Below are 20,039 nucleotides of genomic sequence, written 5' to 3'. Positions count from 1 at the left end.
CGATCTGCCTTACTTGATGTACCAGCCCCACGGCTTGTCGCTGCCGTACCGCGTGATCTGCTTGGTTTCGAGGTAGTTGTTCAACCCCCACTCTCCCAGTTCGCGCCCGATGCCGCTCTGCTTGTAGCCGCCCCACGGCGCCTCCGTGAAGGTCGGCTGCGAGCAGTTGATCCAGACGATACCTGCCCGCAGTTTGCGCGCCACGCGCTCGCAGCGCTCGCTGTCGCGCGACATCACGGCCGCGCCCAGGCCGAAGCGTGAATCGTTGGCAGAACGTACGGCTTCCGTCTCGTCTTCAAAGGGTCGGACACAAACGACCGGGCCAAAAATCTCTTCATTCCAGACCCAGCTGGTCTCCGGCACGTCGGCGAAAACAACCGGCTCCATGAAATAGCCCTTCTCGAGATGTTTGGGCCGCCCGCCGCCGGTCACGAGCCGCGCCCCCTCTTCCACGCCACGCTCGACCGCATGCCGCACCTTGTCGTACTGGCCCTTGCTGACAAGCGGCCCGAGCAGCGTGCCATCCTGCAAACCGCTGCCGATGGTGATCTTCTGCGTCTCCTCTTTCAGGCGATCGAGCAGCTTTGCATAGATGCCGCGCTGCACCAGCACGCGCGACGTGGCCGAGCACACCTCCCCCTGATTCCAGAATATGCCGAACATGATCCATTCGACAGCCGCGTCGATATCGCTGTCGTCGAAGACGATGAACGGCGACTTGCCGCCCAGTTCGAGACTGATGTTCTTGATGTCGCGCGCCGCGGCCTGCATGATGCGGCTGCCGGTCGGCACGCTGCCGGTAAAGGCGAGCTTGTCGACTCCGGGATGCTCGCTCAGCGGCGCGCCGGCGTCCTGGCCCAACCCAGTGATGACGTTCAGTACGCCCGGCGGCAGGTCCGCCGCTGCCGCGATATCCGCAAGCTCGAGCGCCGTAAGCGGCGTCAACTCCGAGGGCTTGAGCACCATCGTGCAACCCGCGGCCAGCGCGGGCGCCACTTTCCACGCGGCCATCAGCAGCGGAAAGTTCCACGGAATGATGGCGCCCGCCACCCCGACGGGTTCCTTGCGCGCAACCGAACTGAAGCGGTCATCGGGGAGCGCGATAGTCGTTTCGGCATGCTCGTCGAGTTTTTCCGCGAGGCCCGCGTAGAAGTCGAAGCAGCCCGCCGCATCGCCCAGATCCCACAGCGCCTCCGGCAGCGGCTTGCCGTTGTCGCGCACTTCGATTTCGGCCAACGCCTGCAGGCGATCGCGAATGCCTTTGCCGATGCGGCGCAGGACAGCCGCACGCTCGGCGCCGCTCATGCGCGGCCATGGGCCTTCGTCGAACGCCTTGCGCGCGGCCTTGACGGCAAGATCGACGTCTTCAGCCGTTGCGGCCGCAACTTTCGCAATGACTTGCTCGGTGCACGGATCGACCGTTTCGAAGCTGCCGTTGTGCACCGGCGCGACCCAGCGGCCATCGATGAAGAGCTTTTCGTACGATTTCATATTCAACCCGATATTGGTTTGCGCAATGTGATGAGCATGGCGTCGAACGCTGCCTGCTAGAACCGGTAGGCGCTGAACGGCGCGAGATCCTGCCTGGTGGGGCGGCCCGCAGCCATGTCGGCGATCAGCCTTCCCGTCGTCGCGCCGAGGGTGAGGCCGAGTTGCCCATGGCCGAAAGCCATCAAGACGTTGTCGAGCCTGCGCGAGCGGTCGATAACCGGCTTCGTGTCCGGCAGGAAAGGACGATAGCCCACGCCATATTCGACGTTCGCAGTGCGCAGTTCAGGCAGCACGCGTTTCGCCTTCTCGAGAATGATGTCGGCCCGTTTGAAATTGGGCGCGGCGCCCTGCCCGGCGAATTCGATGGTCCCGCCAATCTGCAGGCCGCGCGTCATCGGCGTGAAGCAAAATCCGCCGTCGGCGTAGATGGTCGAGTGGCGCATCTCGACGCCGGGGTCGGCAACCACCACCTGGTACCCTGCGATGCCCTCGAGCGGCACGCTCACACCGAGAGCACCGAAAAAGCGCCGCGCGCCCGTGCCGGCGGCAACCACCACGTGCCGGGCTGCCACGCGCTCGCCGTTCGCGAGCGTGACGCCGGTCGCCCTGCCGTTCGCCTCGTCGATACGGGTCGCTTCCGTTCTGATCCGGCGGCCGCCTCGTGCAATGAAGCTGTCGGTGAGCGCGGCGATGAATCCCATGGTGTCGCGCACGGAACGCCAGTCCGCGAAGAGCAGCCCATGAGAAAACTTGCCTGCGAGCGCCGGCTCGAGGTCGCCGATTTCTTTGGCGTTCAACCGTTGCGCCTTGAAGCCGAGTGACTCGCGCAACGCCAGATGCGGCTGCTCGTGCTCGATGCCTTTCGGGCCGTCGAATACTTCCAGAATGGGGCGCTCGCCCATGAGCGCCTTGTCTTCGCAGGCGTCGAGCAGCGGCGCGTAATCCGCGTAGACTTCGTGCGTGAGTGTCGCCATGGCGTTGGCGATATCGACGATCTTCGCGTGTCGCGCGCACATGAGAAAACGGACGAACCAGGGGATGATGCCGGGCAACGCGCCCGGCCGCAGCGCCAACGGCCCCTTCTGGTCCATGAGCCAGCCGGGAATCTTCATGAGAATGCCGGGCTTGGACAGCGGAATGACTTCGCTCACCGCCATCTGCCCGCAGCTCCATTTTGCGGTGCTGTTACCCGGCGCTTCGGGATCGATGAGCGTGACCGCGTAGCCGCTGCGCTGCAGATACAGCGCGCAGCACACGCCAACGATACCGCCGCCAATGACGACGGCCGACTCGCGCGGCGCGGCGTTGCGTTCAATCACTGCGGATTCGAGAGGTACGGCGCTCACCTGGCGAACTCCTGAAGGTCGAAGCCCAATGCATAGGGTTGATCGTCGTCCACGTAGTGTTCGGAGCGACCGGTGATCCACGCGCGCCCTTCGACGCTGGGGCGGACGGCGTCGATGCCGCTGTCGAGCCGCGTCGTCGATTCGACGCGCCCGATGAAACAACTGCCGATCAGACTTTGATGCCTGAAAGCCTGCCCTGCTTCGAGCAACCCACGCGCATACCGTTGTGCAACGCGCGCAGAGGTGCCGGTCCCGCAGGGCGAACGGTCGATCAGACTCTCGCCGGCAATCACCACGGCGCGCGCGTGGGCGTCGCCCGAAAGCGGTGCACCCGTCCACATGCAGTGCTTCACGCCGCGAATGAGCGGATTGTCCGGATGAACGACTTGCATGGTTTCGTTCAACAGCGCCTGCATGTCACGGCCCCATTCGAGCAACTGCTGCGGATTGAAATGCTCGCATCCCGGGAAATTCTGCTGGACTTCCACGATCGGATAGAAGTTGCCGCCGTAGGCAATGTCGAGCACGAGCTTGCCCAACTTCGGATGCACGACTTCCACGTCGCGATGGAGCAGGAAACTGGGCACATTCGTAAAACGCACCGACGTCACGCGATTTCCGTCCTGTTCGTAGCGCGCGCTCAGTTGCCCGGCGGGCACGTCGACAACCACCGTACCCGGCGCTTTCGGCTTCACCAAACCGGCTTCCAGCGCGAACGAGATCGAGCCGATGGACGCATGTCCGCACATCGGCAGGCACCCCGAGGTTTCGATGAAGAGCAAGCTCATATCGGCATTGGCGGACACCGGGGGATACAGCAGCGTGCCCGACATGTGCGAATGGCCGCGCGGCTCCAGCATGAGCGCACGGCGAATCCAGTCGTATCGCCCGACGAAGTCCTCGCGCCGCTCGGCCATCGTGCGCCCCGCGAGCGACGGCGCGCCCTCGATGACCATCCGTACCGGCATGCCTTCCGTGTGACCTTCGATGCACTTGAAGCTATGTCGCGTCATTGTCGGTTTTCCACCGGAACGTGTGAGCCGGCGCCGCCCAGGCGCCGGCGTGCGGATTAGGCCTGAGCGGCTTCGAATACCGCGCGGAATGCGGCCTTTTCTGCGTCGGTCAGCGGCATCAGCGGCATGCGCGCGGCGCCCACCATGAAGCCTGCCAGTTCGCAGCCGTACTTCACCTTCTGCACGAACTTGCCGGCTTCCATCGTGGCCATGACCGGGAAGAGCGAGCGCATGACGTTTTGCGCACCGCGAATATCGCCGGCCTCGAACTTATTGTAGAAGTCGACGACCGGCTTGACGAAACAATTCGCCGGCCCGCAAATCCAGCTCGTGGCGCCCCACAGGAAGAAGTCGAGCGCCTGATCGTCCGAACCGCATGAGAGCTGGTAGTGATCCTTGTACTTCTCGCCGATTTCGATGGCGCGCAGCAGGTTGCCACTGCTCTCCTTGATCCCGACGACGCGCGGGTGATCCTTGAAGGCATCGAGAACGCCGAAACCGACTTCCACATTCGTGCGGACCGGATAGTTATAAAGAATCACGTTGACGTCCGGCACGGCTTCGAGAATCGCGGCGTAATGCCCAATCAATTCTTCCTGCGACGGCAGCGCATAGTACGGCGGCGCAATAAGAACGTTCGTGTAGCCGGCGTCGCGGACGAGTCGCGTCTGCTCGATGACTTCACGCGTGGACGAGCCGTTCGCGCCGCCGATGAGCGTCCCGCGTTCGCCCACGACTTCGCGCACCGTCTTGAGGATGGCGCGGCGCTCGTCGTGCGTCAGGGCGTAATATTCGCCCGTCGAACCGAGCGGCACGAAGCCGTTGACGCCGGCCTTCAGCTGAAACTCGAGGATGTTCGCGAGGGTGTCGTGGTCGACGGCACCGGACGCATTGAACGGCGTAACGAGCGCCGGCAGGATACCTTTCATCTGCATTTGAATCTCCGCTTCACGAAACAATGGTTGGGTTTAGTAGGCAAAGCGCCTGAGAAACTTTGTCTCGACCAAGCCGACCAGACGGGTCAGCGGGAACGCGACAAGGAAATAGATCATGGCGACCGTGGTCAGGAATTCGACTGGCCGTGCCGTGCTGGTCGAAATGTTCTGCCCGACGAACATCAGATCGGCGACACCCACGGACGAGATGAGCGCACTCTCCTTGAACAGGCTCACGACGTTCGAGAGCAACGGCGGAACGGCGCGCAACAGCGCTTGCGGAAAGATCACATAGAGAATCTTCGCTTGCGGCGTGAGACTGAGCGCAATGCACGCGTCATGCTGCTCCGAGGAAATCGACTTCAGCGCCCCGCGAAACGTCTCGCTCGTGATGGCCGCCATATACAACGTCAGCGAAATCACGACCGAGAGGTAAGGCGGAATCGGAATCCTGAAAACGACCGGGAAACAGAAGAACACCCAGAAGAGCTGAATCAGCAGCGGCGTTCCACGAAAGAATTCGACATAGAGCGTCGTTGCCGCTTTCATCCACCGCGACGAGGACATGCGCAGCAGGCTCAACACGAAACCGGCAAGGCTGCCGATCACGGCGCAACTGCTCGTGAACGCGAGCGTCAGCCCCAATCCTTTGAGCAGGACCAGCCAGTACGGCAGCACGGAGGCGAAATCGAGGTTCATGGTCTTCTCCTTAGCGCTGATGGGCCAGTTCCTGACGTCGCTCGATCACGTGGACGAGCCGCGCGATCGGCAGCGAAAGCGCAAAGTAGATGAGCGCCACGACCGTGTAGGTCTCGAGCGGACGATAGGCTTGCGTCGCCAGGCTCTTGCCCACGTACATGAGATCCGCGACCGCCACGATTGCGACGAGCGCGCTTTGCTGCAGGCTCCCAATGCCGTTGGTCATGAGAACGGGCATCGAGCTACGAAGCGCTTGCGGCAGGACCACGTAGAAGGTACGTTGCCACGGCTTCAGGCCGAGCGCGACGCACGCGTCGAGGTGTTCCTTCGGCACCGCCTGAACGCCTGCGCGATAGGCTTCCGCATTGAATGCCGTCAGGTTCAGGCCCAATGCCAGGATGCCCATCACGATGGGGTCGATGAACACATCGACCATCATCGGGATGCAGTAGAAGAACCACACGATTTGCAGCAGCGCGGGCGTGCAACGAAAGAATTCGATGAAGAGTTGCGCCGGCCAGCGCACGATTGCCCAACGGCTCATGACCAGCAGGCACAGGAAAAAGCCGAGCACGAGCCCCATGATGTTGGACGCGAGGGCAAGCTCGACCGTCACCCGCAGTCCGTCAAGCAGGGACCCGAGGCTCCCTTGCAGGAAGTGGAAATCAAACTGGTAGTTCATGGCCACCCTCAGTCGAGATGCAGAACTTTCTCGAGAAACTCGCGCGTGCGCGCTTCCTTCGGACACTTGAACATCTCATCCGGTGCGCCCTGCTCCACGATCTTCCCGCCCGCGCAGAACACGACGCGCGTGGCGATATCGCGGGCGAAGTGCATGTCGTGTGTCACGATGATCATCGCCATTTTCTGTTCTGCGAGCTGGAGCATCACGTTCTGCACTTCAATGACCATTTCCGGGTCGAGCGCCGAGGTCACTTCGTCGAACAGCATCAGCTTCGGCTCCAGCATGAGCGCCCGCGCAATGGCGACGCGCTGTTTCTGGCCACCGGAGAGCTGGCTCGGATAGGCGTGGAGTTTGCTCTCCAGGCCCAGACGCGCCAGATACATGCGGGCGCGCTCAGTGGCCTGGGCTTTCGAGAGGCCGCCGACTTTCACCGGCGCGAGAATGAGGTTGCCGAGCACGGAGAGATGCGGAAACAGCGTGTAATGCTGAAAAACCATGCCGATCTGCTTCTGCAGCTTTGCATCGATACGCTTCGATCGTCCAGAATCCTCGCCGTAGATGTACGGCTTGCCCTGAAAGCCGATCTGTCCGCCCTGAATGCCTTCGAGGCCCATCATCACGCGCAGAAGCGAACTCTTGCCGCTGCCGCTCGGGCCGATGATCACGAGCCTGTCGTCTGCGCGCATGTCGAGGCTCATGCGGTCCATGACGACGAGGTTTTCGCCGTAGCGCTTATAGACGTTCTCGAATTGGACGAACTCGCCCGTCGCCGACGGCGAGAAGTTCAGGACAGTCGGGGCAATGTTGGGTTGGGCAGCCATGGTTCGCATTGACAACATGAAATCTCTCCAGCGGGGCGCGTGCCGAAGCGCGCGATATGTGAATCGAATCTGCTTTGTCGATCGGTCCAGTGCGGCTGGCGCCGTCACCTCCTCGCCTGGAGCACACAATCTTGCGCATCTACTTGTGTGCAACGTTGTACACATATTAGAAGCCCAAAATTCGACCGTCAATGAGAGATGCGGGATTTCCAGGGAAAACACCGGGACCGTGCAGACGGGGGCATGCGGCGGGCATCGAAATGCAAAAAAGGCCGCGGCGCGCACACGCGCGCGGCGGCCTTCCAGCAGCGGAATGTTTCGGAACGTGTGCCGGATGCCGCACGTCGCGGGCAAGCACCGCGGCACCAAACCAGTGTGATTACTTGTTGGTCACGAGCATCGACTGGACGGAAGTCTTGATGAGACGGTTGACCGCCCCCGACTTGACCTGCGCGTTCAGAAAGTCGTTGAGCACGGCGAGATCGGCTTTCGACGTTTCCTTGCGCACGCCGAACGAGACCGCTTGCTGCGCCAGCGGCGGATTGGGCTGAATCGCAACCGCCCACTCCGGGTGCTCCTCGGTCAGCAGCATGTTGGTGATGTTCGCGTCCGCGAGCAGATCGGCGCGCTTCGACATCAACGCGAGACGCGTCTCGTCGTTGCCCGGCAGACGCATGATTTGCGCTTGCTTGATGGCAGCGGAGATCGCCTTGTCCTGGGACGTGCCCGACATGACCGCAATCGTCATCCCGGGTTTGTCGATATCGGCGACGCTGTGCGCCCCCTTCGGAATCTTCGGGTTGTTCTTGTTGTAGACCAGCGAGACGTTGTAGTCGGTGGCGGGCACCGAGAACGAGATCGCTTTCTCGCGCTCAGGCGTGTCGTTCAGCGCGAGCGAGAGGTCCCATTTGTCGGATTGCAGACCCGCGACGATGTTGTCCCACGACGTGTCGACGAATTCGACCTTGACCTTGAGAACGTTCTGCCCGAAGTCGCGGCACAGGTCCGAAAAAAAGCCGCTGTACTGGCCAGTTTTCGCGTCGCGCATCACGTACGGGGGCGCAACCGCGGCGCCGCAGCGCAGAACACCTGCTTTCTTCACGCTTTGCCACGCGCTCGCGTCCTCCGCGCGAGACGACGCGCTCGCGAGCACGCAACTCACTGCAACCAGGCCGACGAAAGCTTGACGGGTAATGCGAGACAGCCGAACCATGATGACCTCTCCAATAAGGGTAATCCCGTAGATGCACGATTCCTACGCCACACAATTTTGCATATCTCTTTGTGTGCAACGTTGTATGCATAATAGGAAGCCAATATTTGGACTGTCAACCAGGCGATTGCCCTGGCGCTCCGCGCGCGTCGCTCCGTGCGGCGGCGCGCTCCGGCCGCCAGAACGCGAACGCGAGCAACCCGCCTAGCGACTGAGCGCCCACGACGAACGCCACGCACCCCGCCCAACACAGCGCAAGCGATGCCATGCGGGAATCGGCAACAAGGAGCCGAGGCTGCCGCCGAAGTCATAGCAGGAGAGGTAGATTCCGATCGCCGTGACCGCCACCGCGAGCCAGCATCGGCCGGTCGTCGAGGGCGCACTCGATATCGGCTTTGGCTGGTCGGCAGCGAACGCGCAGGAAGACGGGTTGTGATCGCTCGTGATCGCGCGCGAGCCGCTCGTCGCCGCCGTGCCGAGCGGCAGCGTGCATGCGCGCAAGAAGGCGCTCGATCAGACTGTCTCGTGGATCGAGCCGTTCACCTCGACGTGCGTGGAGCGCTACGTCGAGCTTGCGCAGTTGGTTGCGCAACGAGAAACGCGCGGAACTTGAACCGCGCGAATTTCAAACAGGTGCCGACGTCACGTCCGCCGTTTGCGTGGCATGCGCGGCCCGCTTCAAACGCGCCACGCCTTCGCGAATCTCATCCACGTTCGGCGCGGCGAACGAAAGGCGCAGCGACGCCGTGTCGGGCTCGTCGGCGAAAAACGCCTTGCCCGGAACAAAAATCACCTTGTTCGCAATTGCATTCGGCAAGAGCGCATCGATCGCCACACCCGGAATACGCGCCCACACGAACATGCCGCCTTCCGGTTGATGAAACGCGATTTCATCGCCGAATTGCGCGCGCAAGCCATCGCAAAGCGCTTCGCATTTGCGCCGATACGCTTGCGTGATGTGCGGAAGATGCCGTTCGAGCGAGCCCGCCGCCAGGTAGTGCGCGGCGATTGCCTGGGTCCACGGCGTACTGCACAGGTCGACGGTCTGCTTGGCAATCACGCAGCGCCGCGCGATTTCGGCGGGCGCGACGGTCCAGCCTACGCGCAAGCCGGGCGCGACAACTTTCGAAAGACTCGAGAAGTGCACGACCCAGTCGCGCGCGCCAGGCACTACGCTTGCCAGCGCCAGCATCGATGGCACCGCGTTGCCTGCGAAACGCAGATCGCCGTACGGATCGTCCTCGACGATCACGAAGCGGTACTGAACGGCGAGACGCAAGAGCGCAAGGCGCCGCTCGCGCGTGAGCGTGGCCCCGGTGGGATTCGCGAAGGTCGGCACCGTGTAGAGCAGCTTAGGCCGGACGATCGCGCCCGAAGCGAGCCGCGCGGCGAGTTCGTCCACGTCGAGACCGTCGCCGTCTACCGGCACCGTCACGACATGCGCCTGCTGGAGCCTGAGCGCCTGCAGCGTGGCCGGATAGGCCGGCTGCTCGGTCAAGGCCGTGTCGCCCGGATTGAGCAGCACGCGCAACAAGAGGTCGAGGCCTTGCTGCGACCCTGTGGTGACGACCATCTCCTCAGGCGCGCAGGTCACACCGCGGCGCGCCATCAGCGCGAGCAGCTGCGTTTTCAATTCGGGCAAACCGTCGGTCGGGCCATACTGAAGGCAGCGCGTGGAAGCCTGCCATGCCTGAGCCGCTGCCGCTTGCAGTCCATCGGCATCGAACAGGTCGCTGGCAGGATAGCCGCCAGCGAAGGAAATCATGCCTGGCTCTCCCAGGTACTTGAAAAGCTCGCGAATGGGCGAACCGGCGGGATGCTCAAAGGGCGCGGTGAAATCGTACATGGCGGACATGGAGTCGATGGCGGTTAAGCGCGGCAACGGACAAGCTTCGATTGTGGTCAGCCCTCACGGACGTATCAAACGAAATCTAATCACCATGTCATGCGGTTTGCTCATCAAGCGGTCGCGCAATAAAAAAGCCCGTGAAATCACGGGCTCTTTTTTGCGCGGCCTGACTACCCACCGTCACACGACGTTCTTTTCGACGATCGGCCGGTTTTCCAGTACGCGCGACCAGTCGAGCGAAGCAAGATCGAGCGTCGTGTACCTGCCGTTGAGGATCAGCTCGCTCACGCCGCGCCCGGTTGCTGGCCCCTGCTGCAGACCGTGCCCGCTAAAACCATTGGCGAACACGCAGTTGTCGATAGCCGGGTGATAACCAATGATCGCGTTCTGGTCGAGCACGTTGTACTCGTAATAGCCGGACCAGCAGTTCTCCACGCGCAGCGCCTCGAATCCCGGCACGCGGTGCGCAAGCGTGGGCCAGATCACGTCGTCGAAGATGGCGTGATCGACTTCGTCGAGCGGCAGGTCGTTGGGGTCGTTGTCCGCGCTCGGCGACGTTCCGGTGATGTACGTGTTGCCCTCAGGGCGGAAATACACGCCGGACGGATCGATCAGCAACGGGCACGCGGCGAGCCGCGCCGGCGACGACACGTTGAAAATGCTGCGGCGGCGCGCATAGACCGGAATGTCGATATCCATCATTTCCGCGAGCTTGCGCGCCCACGCGCCGGCTGCGTTCACGAGCGTGTCGCACGCATGGCGTTCGCCGTCGCTCGCGATCACGTGCGTGACCTTGCGGCCACTACGCACGACGCCGGTCACATCGGCCGTCACATAGCGCGCGCCGAGCGACTGCGCCTTCTTGCGCAACGCCTGCACGAGGCCGTAGCCGTCGAACCAGCCCTCGCCGCTGCGGCCATACGCGCCGCTTGCGAGATCCTCGACGTTGAGCCAGGGAAACTTCGCGTGCAACGCGTCGCGCGACATGAGTTCGATGTCCGCGCCAAGACGCGTTTGCAGCGCGTGATTCTCGCGCAGCGTCGCATCGCCCGCTTCCGTCGCGAGGAAGAGATAACCGCCCTCGTGCAGCTCGATCGACGGGCGGCTGCCGTTCACTTCGAGCCGCTCGCCAATGCCGCGCAGAAACTCGATGCCGAACAGCGACATCTGGATCGACAACGGCGTGGAAAACTGCTGCCGGATCGACGCGGCCGAAAGCGCCGATGACGAGCGCGCATAACTCGGGTCGCGCTCGAACACGGTGACGGAAACCGTTGGGTCGGCTGCGCGCAGAAAGTAAGCAATAGAACTACCGATTACCCCGCCGCCAACGATAACGACTTGAGAACTCACGACTTGCTCCAGATTGCGGATAACTGCGGCGCGCATGGATTGGGTTTGCGCGAATCGATCCATCGACCGGGTGCACCGTGCGCCCGGTCATGTCTGCTCAACTACGCCAAACGCGCTTATTCGACGTTGAAATCGATGCCCTGTGCGAGCGGCAGCGCCGACGAATAGTTGACCGTATTGGTCGCGCGGCGCATGTAAGCCTTCCACGCGTCGGAGCCCGACTCGCGCCCGCCGCCCGTTTCCTTCTCGCCGCCGAACGCGCCGCCGATCTCCGCGCCGCTCGGCCCGATGTTCACGTTCGCAATGCCGCAGTCGCTGCCCGCGGCCGACGTGAAGCGCTCGCTCTCGCGCAGGTCCGTCGTGAATACGCACGACGACAGGCCATGGTGGGCGGCGTTGTTCGCATCGATGGCGTCGCCGAAGTCGCTGTACTTGAGCACGTAGAGAATCGGTGCGAAGGTTTCCTTAAGAACCACTTCGGTTTGCGACGGCATCTCGACGATCGCCGGGCGCACGTAAAAGCCCTTCTCGTTGCCCGCCACCGCCTGGCGCTCGCCGCCGAACACCTTGCCGCCCTCGCGCTTTGCCTGCTCGAGCGCCGACTGCATGCGGGCGAACGACTGCTCGTCGATGAGCGGCCCCATCAGCGTGCCCTGTTCCAGCGGATTGCCGATCACCACCTTGCCGTAGAGCGTCTTCAGGCGCTCGACTGCCTTGTCGTACACGCTCTCGTGCACGAACAGGCGGCGCAGCGACGTGCAGCGCTGGCCGGCCGTGCCGACCGCCGAGAACAGGATGCCGCGCAGTGCGAGTTCGAGATCGGCAGTCGCGGAGACGATGCCTGCGTTGTTGCCGCCCAGTTCGAGCAGCGAGCGGCCGAAGCGGCGCGCGACCTCGACGCCGACGGTGCGGCCCATTTCGGTGCTGCCCGTTGCGCTCACGATGTTCGAGCGCGGATCCGCCACGAGCTTCGCCCCCACTTCACGGCCACCGACCACGAGGCTCGTGAGGCCTTCGGGCGCATCGCCGAATTCCTTCAACACGTCCTGCATGATCTTGTTGACGGCAACCGCGGTGAGCGGCGTTTTTTCCGAAGGCTTCCAGACCACGGCGTTGCCGCACACGAGCGCGAGCGCCGCGTTCCACGACCACACGGCGACCGGGAAATTGAACGCGGAAATGACAGTACACACGCCCATCGGATGCCACGATTCGGCCATGCGGTGGCCGGGACGCTCCGAAGCAATGGTCAGACCGTAAAGCTGACGCGAGAGGCCGACCGCAAAGTCGCAGATGTCGATCATTTCCTGCACTTCGCCGAGGCCTTCCTGGAAAATCTTGCCGGTTTCCAGCGAGACGAGGCTGCCGAGCGCGCGCTTCTGCTCGCGCAGCTTGTTGCCGAGCAGCCGCACGAGTTCGCCGCGGCGCGGCGCGGGCACGTTGCGCCAGCTCTTGAACGCCTCCTGTGCCTTCGCCAGCGCGGCGTCGACGTCGGCTGCCGACTGGCTCGCGACGCGGCCGATCAGTTCGCCGTTGATCGGCGAATGCACGGCGATGTCGCCCGCTTCCGCGAGCTGGGAAATACCGAGATCCGAGAGGATGGAGGAGGCTTTCATAGGTAGAATCCCTTAAAAATTTCCGATACGAAACATTGCTACTTTAGGAAACTATACACGCGCAATTTGGCGGCGACAACACGAAAATCCACGGGATTTTCGCCATGCCGCGTGTATCGCTCCCGCCCGGCTTTCCGCCATTGAAATGGCATGAGGCCGCCCTGCGGGCGGACCCTCGATTTCCTATTGGAAACAATGCATTGGGCGCCGGCAGTGCCGGCGCCCTTCAAGGTAGCAGAGGCGAGTGATCTCAGTCCGCGGTTCGCGTCGTGACCGGCACCCACGCCACATTCTTGACCTGATACAGCGTAGAACTCGGGCTCTTCAGGTCGCCCTGGGCATTGAAGGCGATCTTGCCCGTAATGCCGTCGTAGTTCGTGGCCTTCAGCGCGGCGTTGTACTGCGCCGGCGTCGCCGAGCCGGCCTTCTCCATCGCCGTGATCGCGACCCACGCCGCGTCATAGGCGAACGGCGCGTAGGCGAGCATGTCGATGCCGTACTTCTGCTTGAACTTCGCTTCGAAGCCTCGACCCTTGGGCAGCGTGCCGAGCGGCTGGCCGTATTCCCACACCGAAGCGCCATCGGCGGAATCGCCGGCGAGCTTGATGAAGTTCGCGTCCATGACGCCGCCGCCCGCGAGGAATTGCGCCTTCAGGCCAAGCTGGCGCATGCGCTTGACGATCATGGCGGCCTGCGCGTCGAGGCCGCCGAAGAATACGAGATCCGGACTCGTGCGCTTGATGCTCGTGAGCTGGGCGCTGAAATCCACCGCCTTGTCGTTCGTGAACTCGCGCGCGACGATCGTGCCGCCGCTCGCCTTCACGGCCTTCTCGAACTCGTCGGCTTCGCCCTGGCCGAAGGCCGTGCGGTCGTCGATGATGGCAATGCGCTTCGCCTTCGTCACCGTCGCCGCATAGTTGCCCGCGTTGCCGGCGTTTTGCGAGTCGGTGGCGATCACGCGGTAGATGGTCGGCGCGCCGCTTTGGGTGATGGCCGGATTGGTGGCGGCCGGCGTGATCATCGGAATGCCCGCCTTTGCGTAGATCTTCGAGGCCGGCAGCGTCGTGCCCGAATTGAAATGGCCGATCACGACGGCCACGTTGTCGTCCACGAGTTGCTGCGCGACCTGCACGCCAATGCGCGGATCGCTCTGGTCATCCTGCGAGTCGATTACGAACTTGACCGGCTTGCCGCCGATGGTGGGATGCGCGGCGTTGGCTTCGTCCACGGCCATACGCACACCGTTCTCGATGTCCTTGCCATACGCTGCGCCGCCGCCCGTGAGCGGGCTGGCCACGCCGATCTTCACGACCATTTCCTGCGCGCTCACCGCGCCGGCAACCAACATCAACGACGCTGCGATCGCGCAGCCACGACGAGAAGCGAGGAAACGAGGAGACATGCGATATTCCTTCGGAATCTGGATGGAGCCGGCACGTGATGCGTCCGAACGGTCGCGCGGACCTTCGACGCACAGGATTCGTCCAGCACCGCAGCACGGCGGGGACGTGAACGGATTGTCGGCAGCGGTTCCGGCGGCATCAAACGAAATCTAATCACCACGTAATGCGCTTTTCTCATCAAGCCCGTCCACGCGGGGAATACGGCAACGCGTGACGCGGCCTCGCAGGCATTGGGAAATACCCGATAACGCCGAGATGCCCGCTTGTGCGTGGATGTCATGCGAGCGCGGCTTGTGCGCGCGCCATGCCTTGCGCCGTCTGGGTTTGCGTCAGAAATCATCAACTTCCGGGTGGACAATTTACTTAGCCATGCTTGTTAAACGCGGCATGACGCAACAAGCGTCACGCGATACGCCAATGTTATGATCGGAAACATAGAGTACGATACGAACACCCGCGAACCATCAGCGAGCACCCCGAGTTCCCGAATGGAAACCCCGTCCCTCAAGCCCGCCGAGAACGCTTCGGCGGAGCTGGGCAAGCGCGTCAAGGCGGCCCGGCTGAAGCAGGATTACACGCTCGAGGCCGCCAGCCGCGTGTGCGGCGTGTCGCGCTCCACGCTCTCGAAGGTGGAAAACGGCGTCATGTCGCCAACGTTCGACGTGCTGCAGAAGATCGTTCACGGCCTGAAGATCGACCTCGGCGAGCTGTTCGGCTCGGCGCCCAGACCGCGCGCGAGCGGACGCCGCGCACTCACCCGCAAGGGCGGCGGGCAGCAGCATGCGGCCGGCTGCTATCAGATGGAGTTGCTGGCAACGGAGCTCGCCCACAAGGCGATGCACCCGTTTCGCATTCGCGTGACGGCGCACTCGCTCGACGAGTTCACGGAATGGGGCCGGCATGAAGGCGAAGAATTTATCTTCATACTGAGCGGCTCGGTTTGCCTCTACTCCGAGCTTTACGCGCCGACGCATCTCGAAGCCGGCGACAGCCTCTATTTCGACAGCCGCACGGGGCATGCGGCCGTCTCCACGAGCGAAGAGGACGCGGAAGTCCTCTGGCTCATCAACGAACCGCACCCGGACACGCAGGACGGCGCGCCGGGCGTTTGAACCTTCAAGCTTACGCAGCGTTCGCGGTCATTTTGAAGATGCCGGTGGCGTTACCCGCGTCGAAGCGCAAATCGGTCTGCCAGCGCCGCGTGACCTGATCGAACGTACGCTTGCGCGTGATGAACTCGTAGAACGAGCCCGGCACCTCGCGCGTCACGCGCTGGCCGTCCGCCGCGCGGAACTCGCGCTTCACGGTGTCGGCGCGATACGCCGTCTGGAACACGCGGCCCGAGCGCGAGGTCTCGACGCTGGGCTTCATCGGACGCCCCTTGGCCTTCTCGTCGTCCGAAAGCTGGAAGACGTCTTCCACGCGGTCGGTCGCGTGATTGAAGGCGTTGCCTTCCGTTGCGATCCACGCCATTTCCGCGGATTCCTGCAGCAATGTCTCGTAGTCCGAAATAGCCGGCACATCGTGCTGCCGCGCGAATGCCCCGACGATCACGGGCAGCAGCTGCAGCGCTGCATCGAGCGGCAGCGAGCCGTCGCGTTCGAGTTCTGAGAGCTGTGCCATGGCAAGCGGCGTGAGCGGATCTTTCGACGCGCCCACCACGTTCGTCACGGCTTGCTGGAACGCCGCCGAAAAGCGCTCGGGGTACAGTTCGCTCACGAAGAACTGCGCGATCTCGTCGGGCGCGTCTTCGTGAGCATAGGCGCGTCCCGTCATGCCGAGCTTGTCTAGCGGATAGCGGCCATTCAGGCGAAAGCCGAGCGGACGCAGAATACGCGTGAACGCCGCTTCGCCGGGCGGCAGCGCGCCGTTCTGCGCCCAGCGCACCGTGCGCAGCGCGCCATGGTCGAAGTACACCGCGCCGCCCTGCGCCACCGTATCGTTCGTGTACGTGCGGCCGTTGGGCGAGCGCTCCAGCAGGTCTTCGAACAGCGCCATGTTCATCGCCTGGGCGAGTTCGGCGCGCGTGACGGTGCCGCTTTCCCAGTCGCCGAGCATCGACGGAAAGTTCAGCGTTGCAAAGAGGGTTTCGGTTTTCTCGCGGCCCAGCAGCGCGGACAACAAGCGTTCTACGTTCGAATTGCGCATCACCAATCTCACAGGAAACGACCGCCTCGCAGCGGCCATCAAACGGGCCTCTGGCCATTGGCTTCGGCCGACTATACGTAAAACGCATTATTCAAATGGTTGCGCACTGCGTAAAGCGAGATTAAATTGTCACTTGATGAGTTTCTGGAATTACCATGCGCAAGTTCAAGATCCCGAACATCGGCGCGCTGACGGCTTTCGAAGCCGCGGCGCGGCACGAGAGCTTCACTCACGCCGCCAAGGAGCTGTTCCTCACCGAAAGCGCAGTCTCGCGCCAGATCGCCACGCTCGAATCGAATCTCGGCGTGCGCCTTTTCGTGCGCGCCAAACAGCGGGTCGTGCTCACACGCGCGGGCCGGCTCTATAGCACCCAGGTGCGCCGTGCGCTCGAAAACCTGGATCGCGACACGCTCTCCATCATTGCGCACGGCAGCGGCGGCGGTTATCTGGAACTCGCCGTGCTGCCGACCTTCGCGTCCGAGTGGCTGATTCCGCGCCTCAAGGACTTCTACGACCGCACGCCCGATGTGCGCGTGAACATGGGCGTGCGCACCGAGACGTTTTCGTTCGAGGAGTCGCATTTCGAAGCCGCGATCCACTATGGCAAGCCCACCTGGCCCGGCACGTCGTCCGACTTTCTGTTCGGCGAGGAAGTGGTGCCCGTCTGTTCGCCGTCGCTGCTCGCGCGCCCCATCAAGAAGGCGCATGAACTGCTCGCCTACCCGCTGCTGCACTCCACCACGCGCCCCGACGCATGGACGCGCTGGTTCTCCGACCTCGGCGTGGAAGACAACGCCACCATGCACGGCGTGCGCTACGAGCTGCACACGATGCTGATCGCAGCGGCCGCCGCCGGCCTCGGCGTGGCGCTCGTGCCGAAGTTCTTCGTGGAAGGCCAGCTCGAGCGGTTTGGCGTCGTCATACCGTTCGAAGCCCCCGCGATTGCCGATGGCGGCTACTACTTCGTCTATCCCACCGAACTCAGCCACGGCAAGCCACTGGAACGCTTCCGCGCGTGGCTGCTCGAGCAGGCGGGCGCCTACAACGCCTTGCAAGGGCAAGGCTGATCGGCGGTCGGGCACGCGAGAGATACGATCAGAAAAAAGTTTCCTATAGGAAATAGTTGGGTTAGCATCGAAGGAAATCACTTCTTCGTCGCGAGACTGACATGGAAGACGTCGTCGTCATCGGTGCGGGTATCGTCGGGGCCTGCGCCGCGCTCAACCTGGCGCAGCGCGGCGTGCGGGTGCATATCGTCGATAGCGCCCCGCCCGGCTCGGGCTGTTCGTTCGGCAACGCGGGGCTGATCGCGGTCGACCATGTCGCCCCACTCGCGAGCCCCGAGACGATGGCCGGCCTGCCCCGCATGCTGCTGCGCCGCGACAGCCCGCTGCGCCTGCACAAGCGCAGCCTGCCGCGCATGGCGCCGTGGGTGCTGGAGTTCGCCGCGCAGGCGCAGCGCCCGCGCTTCCGGCGCAATACGCGCGCGCTCGCGAGCCTCGTGACCGGTGCGGCGCAGGCCTGGCGTCGTTTGCTGGATCGGCACATCGCCGCCGACCTCTTTCGCGACATCGGCTCGCTCTACGTGTTCGAGCAACCCGTTGCGCACGCAACGGAACGCGCGCAACTCGATCTGCTCGACCGGCACGGCGTGCGCTACGAAAATCTCACGGCCGAGCAGGTGCGGCGCGACTATCTGTCGTCGCTCACGCCGCATATCAGCCATGCGCGCTACTTTCCCGGCATGGCTTCGGTCACGAATCCGCAGCAGGTCGTCGAGCGTATTTTCGAGGCGGCGCTCGCAGCGGGCGCGAGATTCACGCGCGCTGCCGTCGATGCCTTGCGCGCCCTGCCCGACGGCCGTATCGGCGTCACGCTGAACGGCGCAACGCACCCGGCCGCCAGGGTGCTGATCGCGGCCGGCTCGCGCAGCGCCGAACTCGCGCAGCAACTGGGAGCCAGGATTCCGCTGACCAACGAGCGCGGTTATCACGTCCAGCTCGGCGCACCCTCGCAAGACACGCTGAGCGTGCCCGTGAGCTTCGTCGAGCGCGGCTTCACCTGTAACCCGATGGCGCAAGGCATCCGGCTTGCCGGCACCGTCGAGCTCGGCGCGCGCGACGCGCCCGACTGGCGGCGCGCCGATCTGCTCGCCACGCAATTCCAGGCGCTCTTTCCCGGCGCGCCCGCCGTGCAGGTCGCAAGCCGCTGGTACGGCGAGCGCCCCACGCTGCCCGACTATCTGCCGATGATCGGCGAGATGCCCGGCGCACGGAATGTGTTCGTCGCGACCGGTCATCAGCATCTGGGCCTCACGCTCGGCCCGCTCAGCGGCGAACTCGTCGCACAATTGATGACGCGCGAGACGCCCGCCGTCGATCTCGCGCCGTTTCGCATCGACCGCTTTTGAGGCGGCCGGAACGCACGCCGCCACACCCACGCATCATTCATCAGGAGAGAAGACTCGATGGAGCCCATCGCGATTTACGACGCAGCCGCCACGGCGCGCCTGCTCGACTTCGGCGTGCTGCTCGACGCCCTCGCCACGGCCGCGCAGGACCACGACGCGGGCCGCATTCACGCGCCCGTGCGCACGGGCGTGCCGCTCAAGGGCAACGGCGTCATGCTCTCGATGCCCGCCAGCGCCGAGGACATCGCCATCCACAAGCTCGTGAGCGTGTGCCCGGCCAACACGGCGCTCGGTATGCCGACCATCTTCGGCGCGGTGACGGTGTGCCATGGCGCGACGGGGCAGCCGGAGTTCATCCTCGACGGCCCGACCGTGACCGGGCGGCGCACCGCGGCGCTGTCCATGCTGGGTGTGCGGCTCTTTCACCCCGGCGCGCCGCGCGCGTTTCTGGTAATCGGCACCGGACAGCAGGCGCGTTTTCATGCCGAGGCGATCGGCCAGCTTTATCCGGCGGCGACGCTCTACGTGAAAGGCCGGACCGAAGCGTCCGAAGCGGCATTGCGCGCCCACTTCGCGCAGTCCGGCGTGGACGTGACGCCCGCGCACGGTGCGGTACCACAAGAAGTCGATGTGGTCATCGCCGCGACGACGAGCAAGACGCCCGTGTACGACGACGCCGCGAGCCAGGACCGGCTCGTGATCGGCGTGGGCGCCTTCACGCCCGACGCGGCCGAAATCGCCCAGGATACGGTGCGTGCAAGCCGCGTGTTCGTCGACGATCTCGCAGCCGCGCGCGAAGAAGCCGGCGACCTGCTGCAGGCCGGCGTCGACTGGGCGAACGTGCGCACGATCGGCTCCGCCGTGGCAAACGGCGCGGCGCATGACGGCAGTCCTGTGCTGCTGAAGACGGTCGGCAGCGGCGCGTGGGATCTCGCAGCGTGCCGAGTGGCGCGCAAAATGCGCTAACCCGCCAAGGCAGCGTCCACCATCCGAACGTGCGGATTAGAATCGCACATCGACCGCGCAGCAAGATCCCATCCGAGACCCAAGGCAGACG

At 63.8% G+C, this 20,039-nt stretch carries 18 protein-coding genes; 5 read left to right on the top strand and 13 right to left on the bottom strand.

The annotated features are described in order from the left end of the window. Positions 1 to 9: 9 nt before the first annotated feature. The 8 genes from A3CW_RS0110495 to A3CW_RS0110460 form a co-directional block, all read right to left on the bottom strand. Positions 10 to 1,491, bottom strand: coding sequence for an aldehyde dehydrogenase family protein (locus A3CW_RS0110495; RefSeq protein ID WP_028203524.1), 1,482 nt, complete (start codon positions 1,489 to 1,491; stop codon positions 10 to 12). A 56-nt stretch (positions 1,492 to 1,547) separates the two neighbouring features. Next, positions 1,548 to 2,837 carry an NAD(P)/FAD-dependent oxidoreductase gene (locus A3CW_RS0110490; RefSeq protein ID WP_051481371.1) on the bottom strand — a complete coding sequence of 430 codons (1,290 nt, stop codon included), beginning with the start codon at positions 2,835 to 2,837 and terminating at the stop codon, positions 1,548 to 1,550. After that, positions 2,834 to 3,850, bottom strand: coding sequence for a 4-hydroxyproline epimerase (locus A3CW_RS0110485; RefSeq protein ID WP_028203522.1), 1,017 nt, complete (start codon positions 3,848 to 3,850; stop codon positions 2,834 to 2,836). Before A3CW_RS0110485 ends, A3CW_RS0110490 begins: the two co-directional genes overlap by 4 nt. Before the next feature lie 56 nt (positions 3,851 to 3,906). Continuing rightward, positions 3,907 to 4,785 carry a dihydrodipicolinate synthase family protein gene (locus tag A3CW_RS0110480; protein WP_028203521.1) on the bottom strand — a complete coding sequence of 293 codons (879 nt, stop codon included), beginning with the start codon at positions 4,783 to 4,785 and terminating at the stop codon, positions 3,907 to 3,909. A gap of 33 nt (positions 4,786 to 4,818) precedes the next feature. Beyond that, complete coding sequence (locus A3CW_RS0110475; protein WP_028203520.1) at positions 4,819 to 5,484, bottom strand: amino acid ABC transporter permease; 666 nt, start codon at positions 5,482 to 5,484, stop codon at positions 4,819 to 4,821. A 10-nt stretch (positions 5,485 to 5,494) separates the two neighbouring features. Further along, positions 5,495 to 6,166: an amino acid ABC transporter permease gene (locus A3CW_RS0110470; protein WP_028203519.1), complete on the bottom strand. Its 672-nt coding sequence runs from the start codon at positions 6,164 to 6,166 to the stop codon at positions 5,495 to 5,497. A gap of 8 nt (positions 6,167 to 6,174) precedes the next feature. Continuing rightward, positions 6,175 to 7,008: an amino acid ABC transporter ATP-binding protein gene (locus A3CW_RS0110465; protein ID WP_028203518.1), complete on the bottom strand. Its 834-nt coding sequence runs from the start codon at positions 7,006 to 7,008 to the stop codon at positions 6,175 to 6,177. Positions 7,009 to 7,369: 361 nt separating this feature from the next. Next, positions 7,370 to 8,203 (bottom strand): substrate-binding periplasmic protein, encoded by an 834-nt coding sequence (locus A3CW_RS0110460; RefSeq protein ID WP_028203517.1) that lies wholly within the window; start codon positions 8,201 to 8,203, stop codon positions 7,370 to 7,372. Positions 8,204 to 8,645: 442 nt separating this feature from the next. On the opposite strand from A3CW_RS0110460, the gene A3CW_RS52285 reads away from it, so the two are divergent. Beyond that, the gene (locus A3CW_RS52285) at positions 8,646 to 8,816 is read left to right on the top strand and encodes a hypothetical protein (protein ID WP_154677899.1); all 171 of its coding nucleotides are present in this window, start codon (positions 8,646 to 8,648) and stop codon (positions 8,814 to 8,816) included. Between the two features lie 12 nt (positions 8,817 to 8,828). On the opposite strand, the gene A3CW_RS0110445 is transcribed toward A3CW_RS52285, so the two are convergent. The 4 genes from A3CW_RS0110445 to A3CW_RS0110430 all read right to left on the bottom strand — a co-directional run bounded on the left by A3CW_RS0110445 (position 8,829) and on the right by A3CW_RS0110430 (position 14,423). Continuing rightward, the gene (locus tag A3CW_RS0110445) at positions 8,829 to 10,049 is read right to left on the bottom strand and encodes an aminotransferase-like domain-containing protein (RefSeq protein ID WP_028203516.1); all 1,221 of its coding nucleotides are present in this window, start codon (positions 10,047 to 10,049) and stop codon (positions 8,829 to 8,831) included. A 183-nt stretch (positions 10,050 to 10,232) separates the two neighbouring features. Further along, a complete protein-coding gene (locus A3CW_RS0110440; protein ID WP_028203515.1) occupies positions 10,233 to 11,405 on the bottom strand; it encodes an NAD(P)/FAD-dependent oxidoreductase in 1,173 nt (390 codons plus the stop codon). A gap of 116 nt (positions 11,406 to 11,521) precedes the next feature. Next, positions 11,522 to 13,021: an L-piperidine-6-carboxylate dehydrogenase gene (gene amaB, locus A3CW_RS0110435; RefSeq protein ID WP_028203514.1), complete on the bottom strand. Its 1,500-nt coding sequence runs from the start codon at positions 13,019 to 13,021 to the stop codon at positions 11,522 to 11,524. 250 nt (positions 13,022 to 13,271) lie between these two features. Next, entirely contained in the window at positions 13,272 to 14,423 is a 1,152-nt protein-coding gene (locus A3CW_RS0110430; RefSeq protein WP_028203513.1) for a branched-chain amino acid ABC transporter substrate-binding protein, read from the bottom strand. Positions 14,424 to 14,912: 489 nt separating this feature from the next. Between A3CW_RS0110430 and A3CW_RS0110425 the strand changes: the two genes are divergently transcribed. Beyond that, a complete protein-coding gene (locus tag A3CW_RS0110425; protein ID WP_028203512.1) occupies positions 14,913 to 15,536 on the top strand; it encodes a helix-turn-helix domain-containing protein in 624 nt (207 codons plus the stop codon). Positions 15,537 to 15,546: 10 nt separating this feature from the next. Here the strand turns inward: A3CW_RS0110425 and A3CW_RS0110420 are convergent, their stop codons facing one another. Continuing rightward, complete coding sequence (locus A3CW_RS0110420; RefSeq protein WP_028203511.1) at positions 15,547 to 16,572, bottom strand: DUF1338 domain-containing protein; 1,026 nt, start codon at positions 16,570 to 16,572, stop codon at positions 15,547 to 15,549. Positions 16,573 to 16,727: 155 nt separating this feature from the next. Here A3CW_RS0110420 and A3CW_RS0110415 point away from each other — a divergent pair, with 155 nt between their 5' ends. The 3 genes from A3CW_RS0110415 to lhpI all read left to right on the top strand — a co-directional run bounded on the left by A3CW_RS0110415 (position 16,728) and on the right by lhpI (position 19,948). After that, positions 16,728 to 17,639: a LysR family transcriptional regulator gene (locus A3CW_RS0110415; protein WP_028203510.1), complete on the top strand. Its 912-nt coding sequence runs from the start codon at positions 16,728 to 16,730 to the stop codon at positions 17,637 to 17,639. 101 nt (positions 17,640 to 17,740) lie between these two features. Then, positions 17,741 to 18,982, top strand: a complete 1,242-nt coding sequence (locus tag A3CW_RS0110410; RefSeq protein WP_028203509.1) for an NAD(P)/FAD-dependent oxidoreductase — start codon at positions 17,741 to 17,743, stop codon at positions 18,980 to 18,982. A 57-nt stretch (positions 18,983 to 19,039) separates the two neighbouring features. Beyond that, the gene (gene lhpI, locus A3CW_RS0110405) at positions 19,040 to 19,948 is read left to right on the top strand and encodes a bifunctional Delta(1)-pyrroline-2-carboxylate/Delta(1)-piperideine-2-carboxylate reductase (RefSeq protein ID WP_028203508.1); all 909 of its coding nucleotides are present in this window, start codon (positions 19,040 to 19,042) and stop codon (positions 19,946 to 19,948) included. Positions 19,949 to 20,039: the final 91 nt, after the last annotated feature.

The sequence above is a fragment of the Paraburkholderia nodosa DSM 21604 genome (assembly GCF_000519185.1).
In the GTDB taxonomy this organism is placed as follows: domain Bacteria; phylum Pseudomonadota; class Gammaproteobacteria; order Burkholderiales; family Burkholderiaceae; genus Paraburkholderia; species Paraburkholderia nodosa.
Note: the sequence above shows the minus strand (reverse complement) of the source record. Positions and strands in the feature narration are given on the sequence as shown.

Excerpts from the sequence above, each read along its gene's own strand:
- A3CW_RS0110430 (WP_028203513.1), bottom strand. The coding sequence starts at position 14,423 with ATGTCTCCTCGTTTCCTCGCTTCTCGTCGTGGCTGCGCGATCGCAGCG.
- A3CW_RS0110495 (WP_028203524.1), bottom strand. The coding sequence starts at position 1,491 with ATGAAATCGTACGAAAAGCTCTTCATCGATGGCCGCTGGGTCGCGCCG.
- A3CW_RS0110460 (WP_028203517.1), bottom strand. The coding sequence starts at position 8,203 with ATGGTTCGGCTGTCTCGCATTACCCGTCAAGCTTTCGTCGGCCTGGTT.
- A3CW_RS0110420 (WP_028203511.1), bottom strand. The coding sequence starts at position 16,572 with ATGCGCAATTCGAACGTAGAACGCTTGTTGTCCGCGCTGCTGGGCCGC.
- A3CW_RS0110465 (WP_028203518.1), bottom strand. The coding sequence starts at position 7,008 with ATGTTGTCAATGCGAACCATGGCTGCCCAACCCAACATTGCCCCGACT.
- amaB (WP_028203514.1), bottom strand. The coding sequence starts at position 13,021 with ATGAAAGCCTCCTCCATCCTCTCGGATCTCGGTATTTCCCAGCTCGCG.
- A3CW_RS0110480 (WP_028203521.1), bottom strand. The coding sequence starts at position 4,785 with ATGCAGATGAAAGGTATCCTGCCGGCGCTCGTTACGCCGTTCAATGCG.
- A3CW_RS0110475 (WP_028203520.1), bottom strand. The coding sequence starts at position 5,484 with ATGAACCTCGATTTCGCCTCCGTGCTGCCGTACTGGCTGGTCCTGCTC.
- A3CW_RS0110470 (WP_028203519.1), bottom strand. The coding sequence starts at position 6,166 with ATGAACTACCAGTTTGATTTCCACTTCCTGCAAGGGAGCCTCGGGTCC.
- A3CW_RS0110485 (WP_028203522.1), bottom strand. The coding sequence starts at position 3,850 with ATGACGCGACATAGCTTCAAGTGCATCGAAGGTCACACGGAAGGCATG.
- A3CW_RS0110445 (WP_028203516.1), bottom strand. The coding sequence starts at position 10,049 with ATGTACGATTTCACCGCGCCCTTTGAGCATCCCGCCGGTTCGCCCATT.
- A3CW_RS0110410 (WP_028203509.1), top strand. The coding sequence starts at position 17,741 with ATGGAAGACGTCGTCGTCATCGGTGCGGGTATCGTCGGGGCCTGCGCC.
- lhpI (WP_028203508.1), top strand. The coding sequence starts at position 19,040 with ATGGAGCCCATCGCGATTTACGACGCAGCCGCCACGGCGCGCCTGCTC.
- A3CW_RS0110415 (WP_028203510.1), top strand. The coding sequence starts at position 16,728 with ATGCGCAAGTTCAAGATCCCGAACATCGGCGCGCTGACGGCTTTCGAA.
- A3CW_RS0110425 (WP_028203512.1), top strand. The coding sequence starts at position 14,913 with ATGGAAACCCCGTCCCTCAAGCCCGCCGAGAACGCTTCGGCGGAGCTG.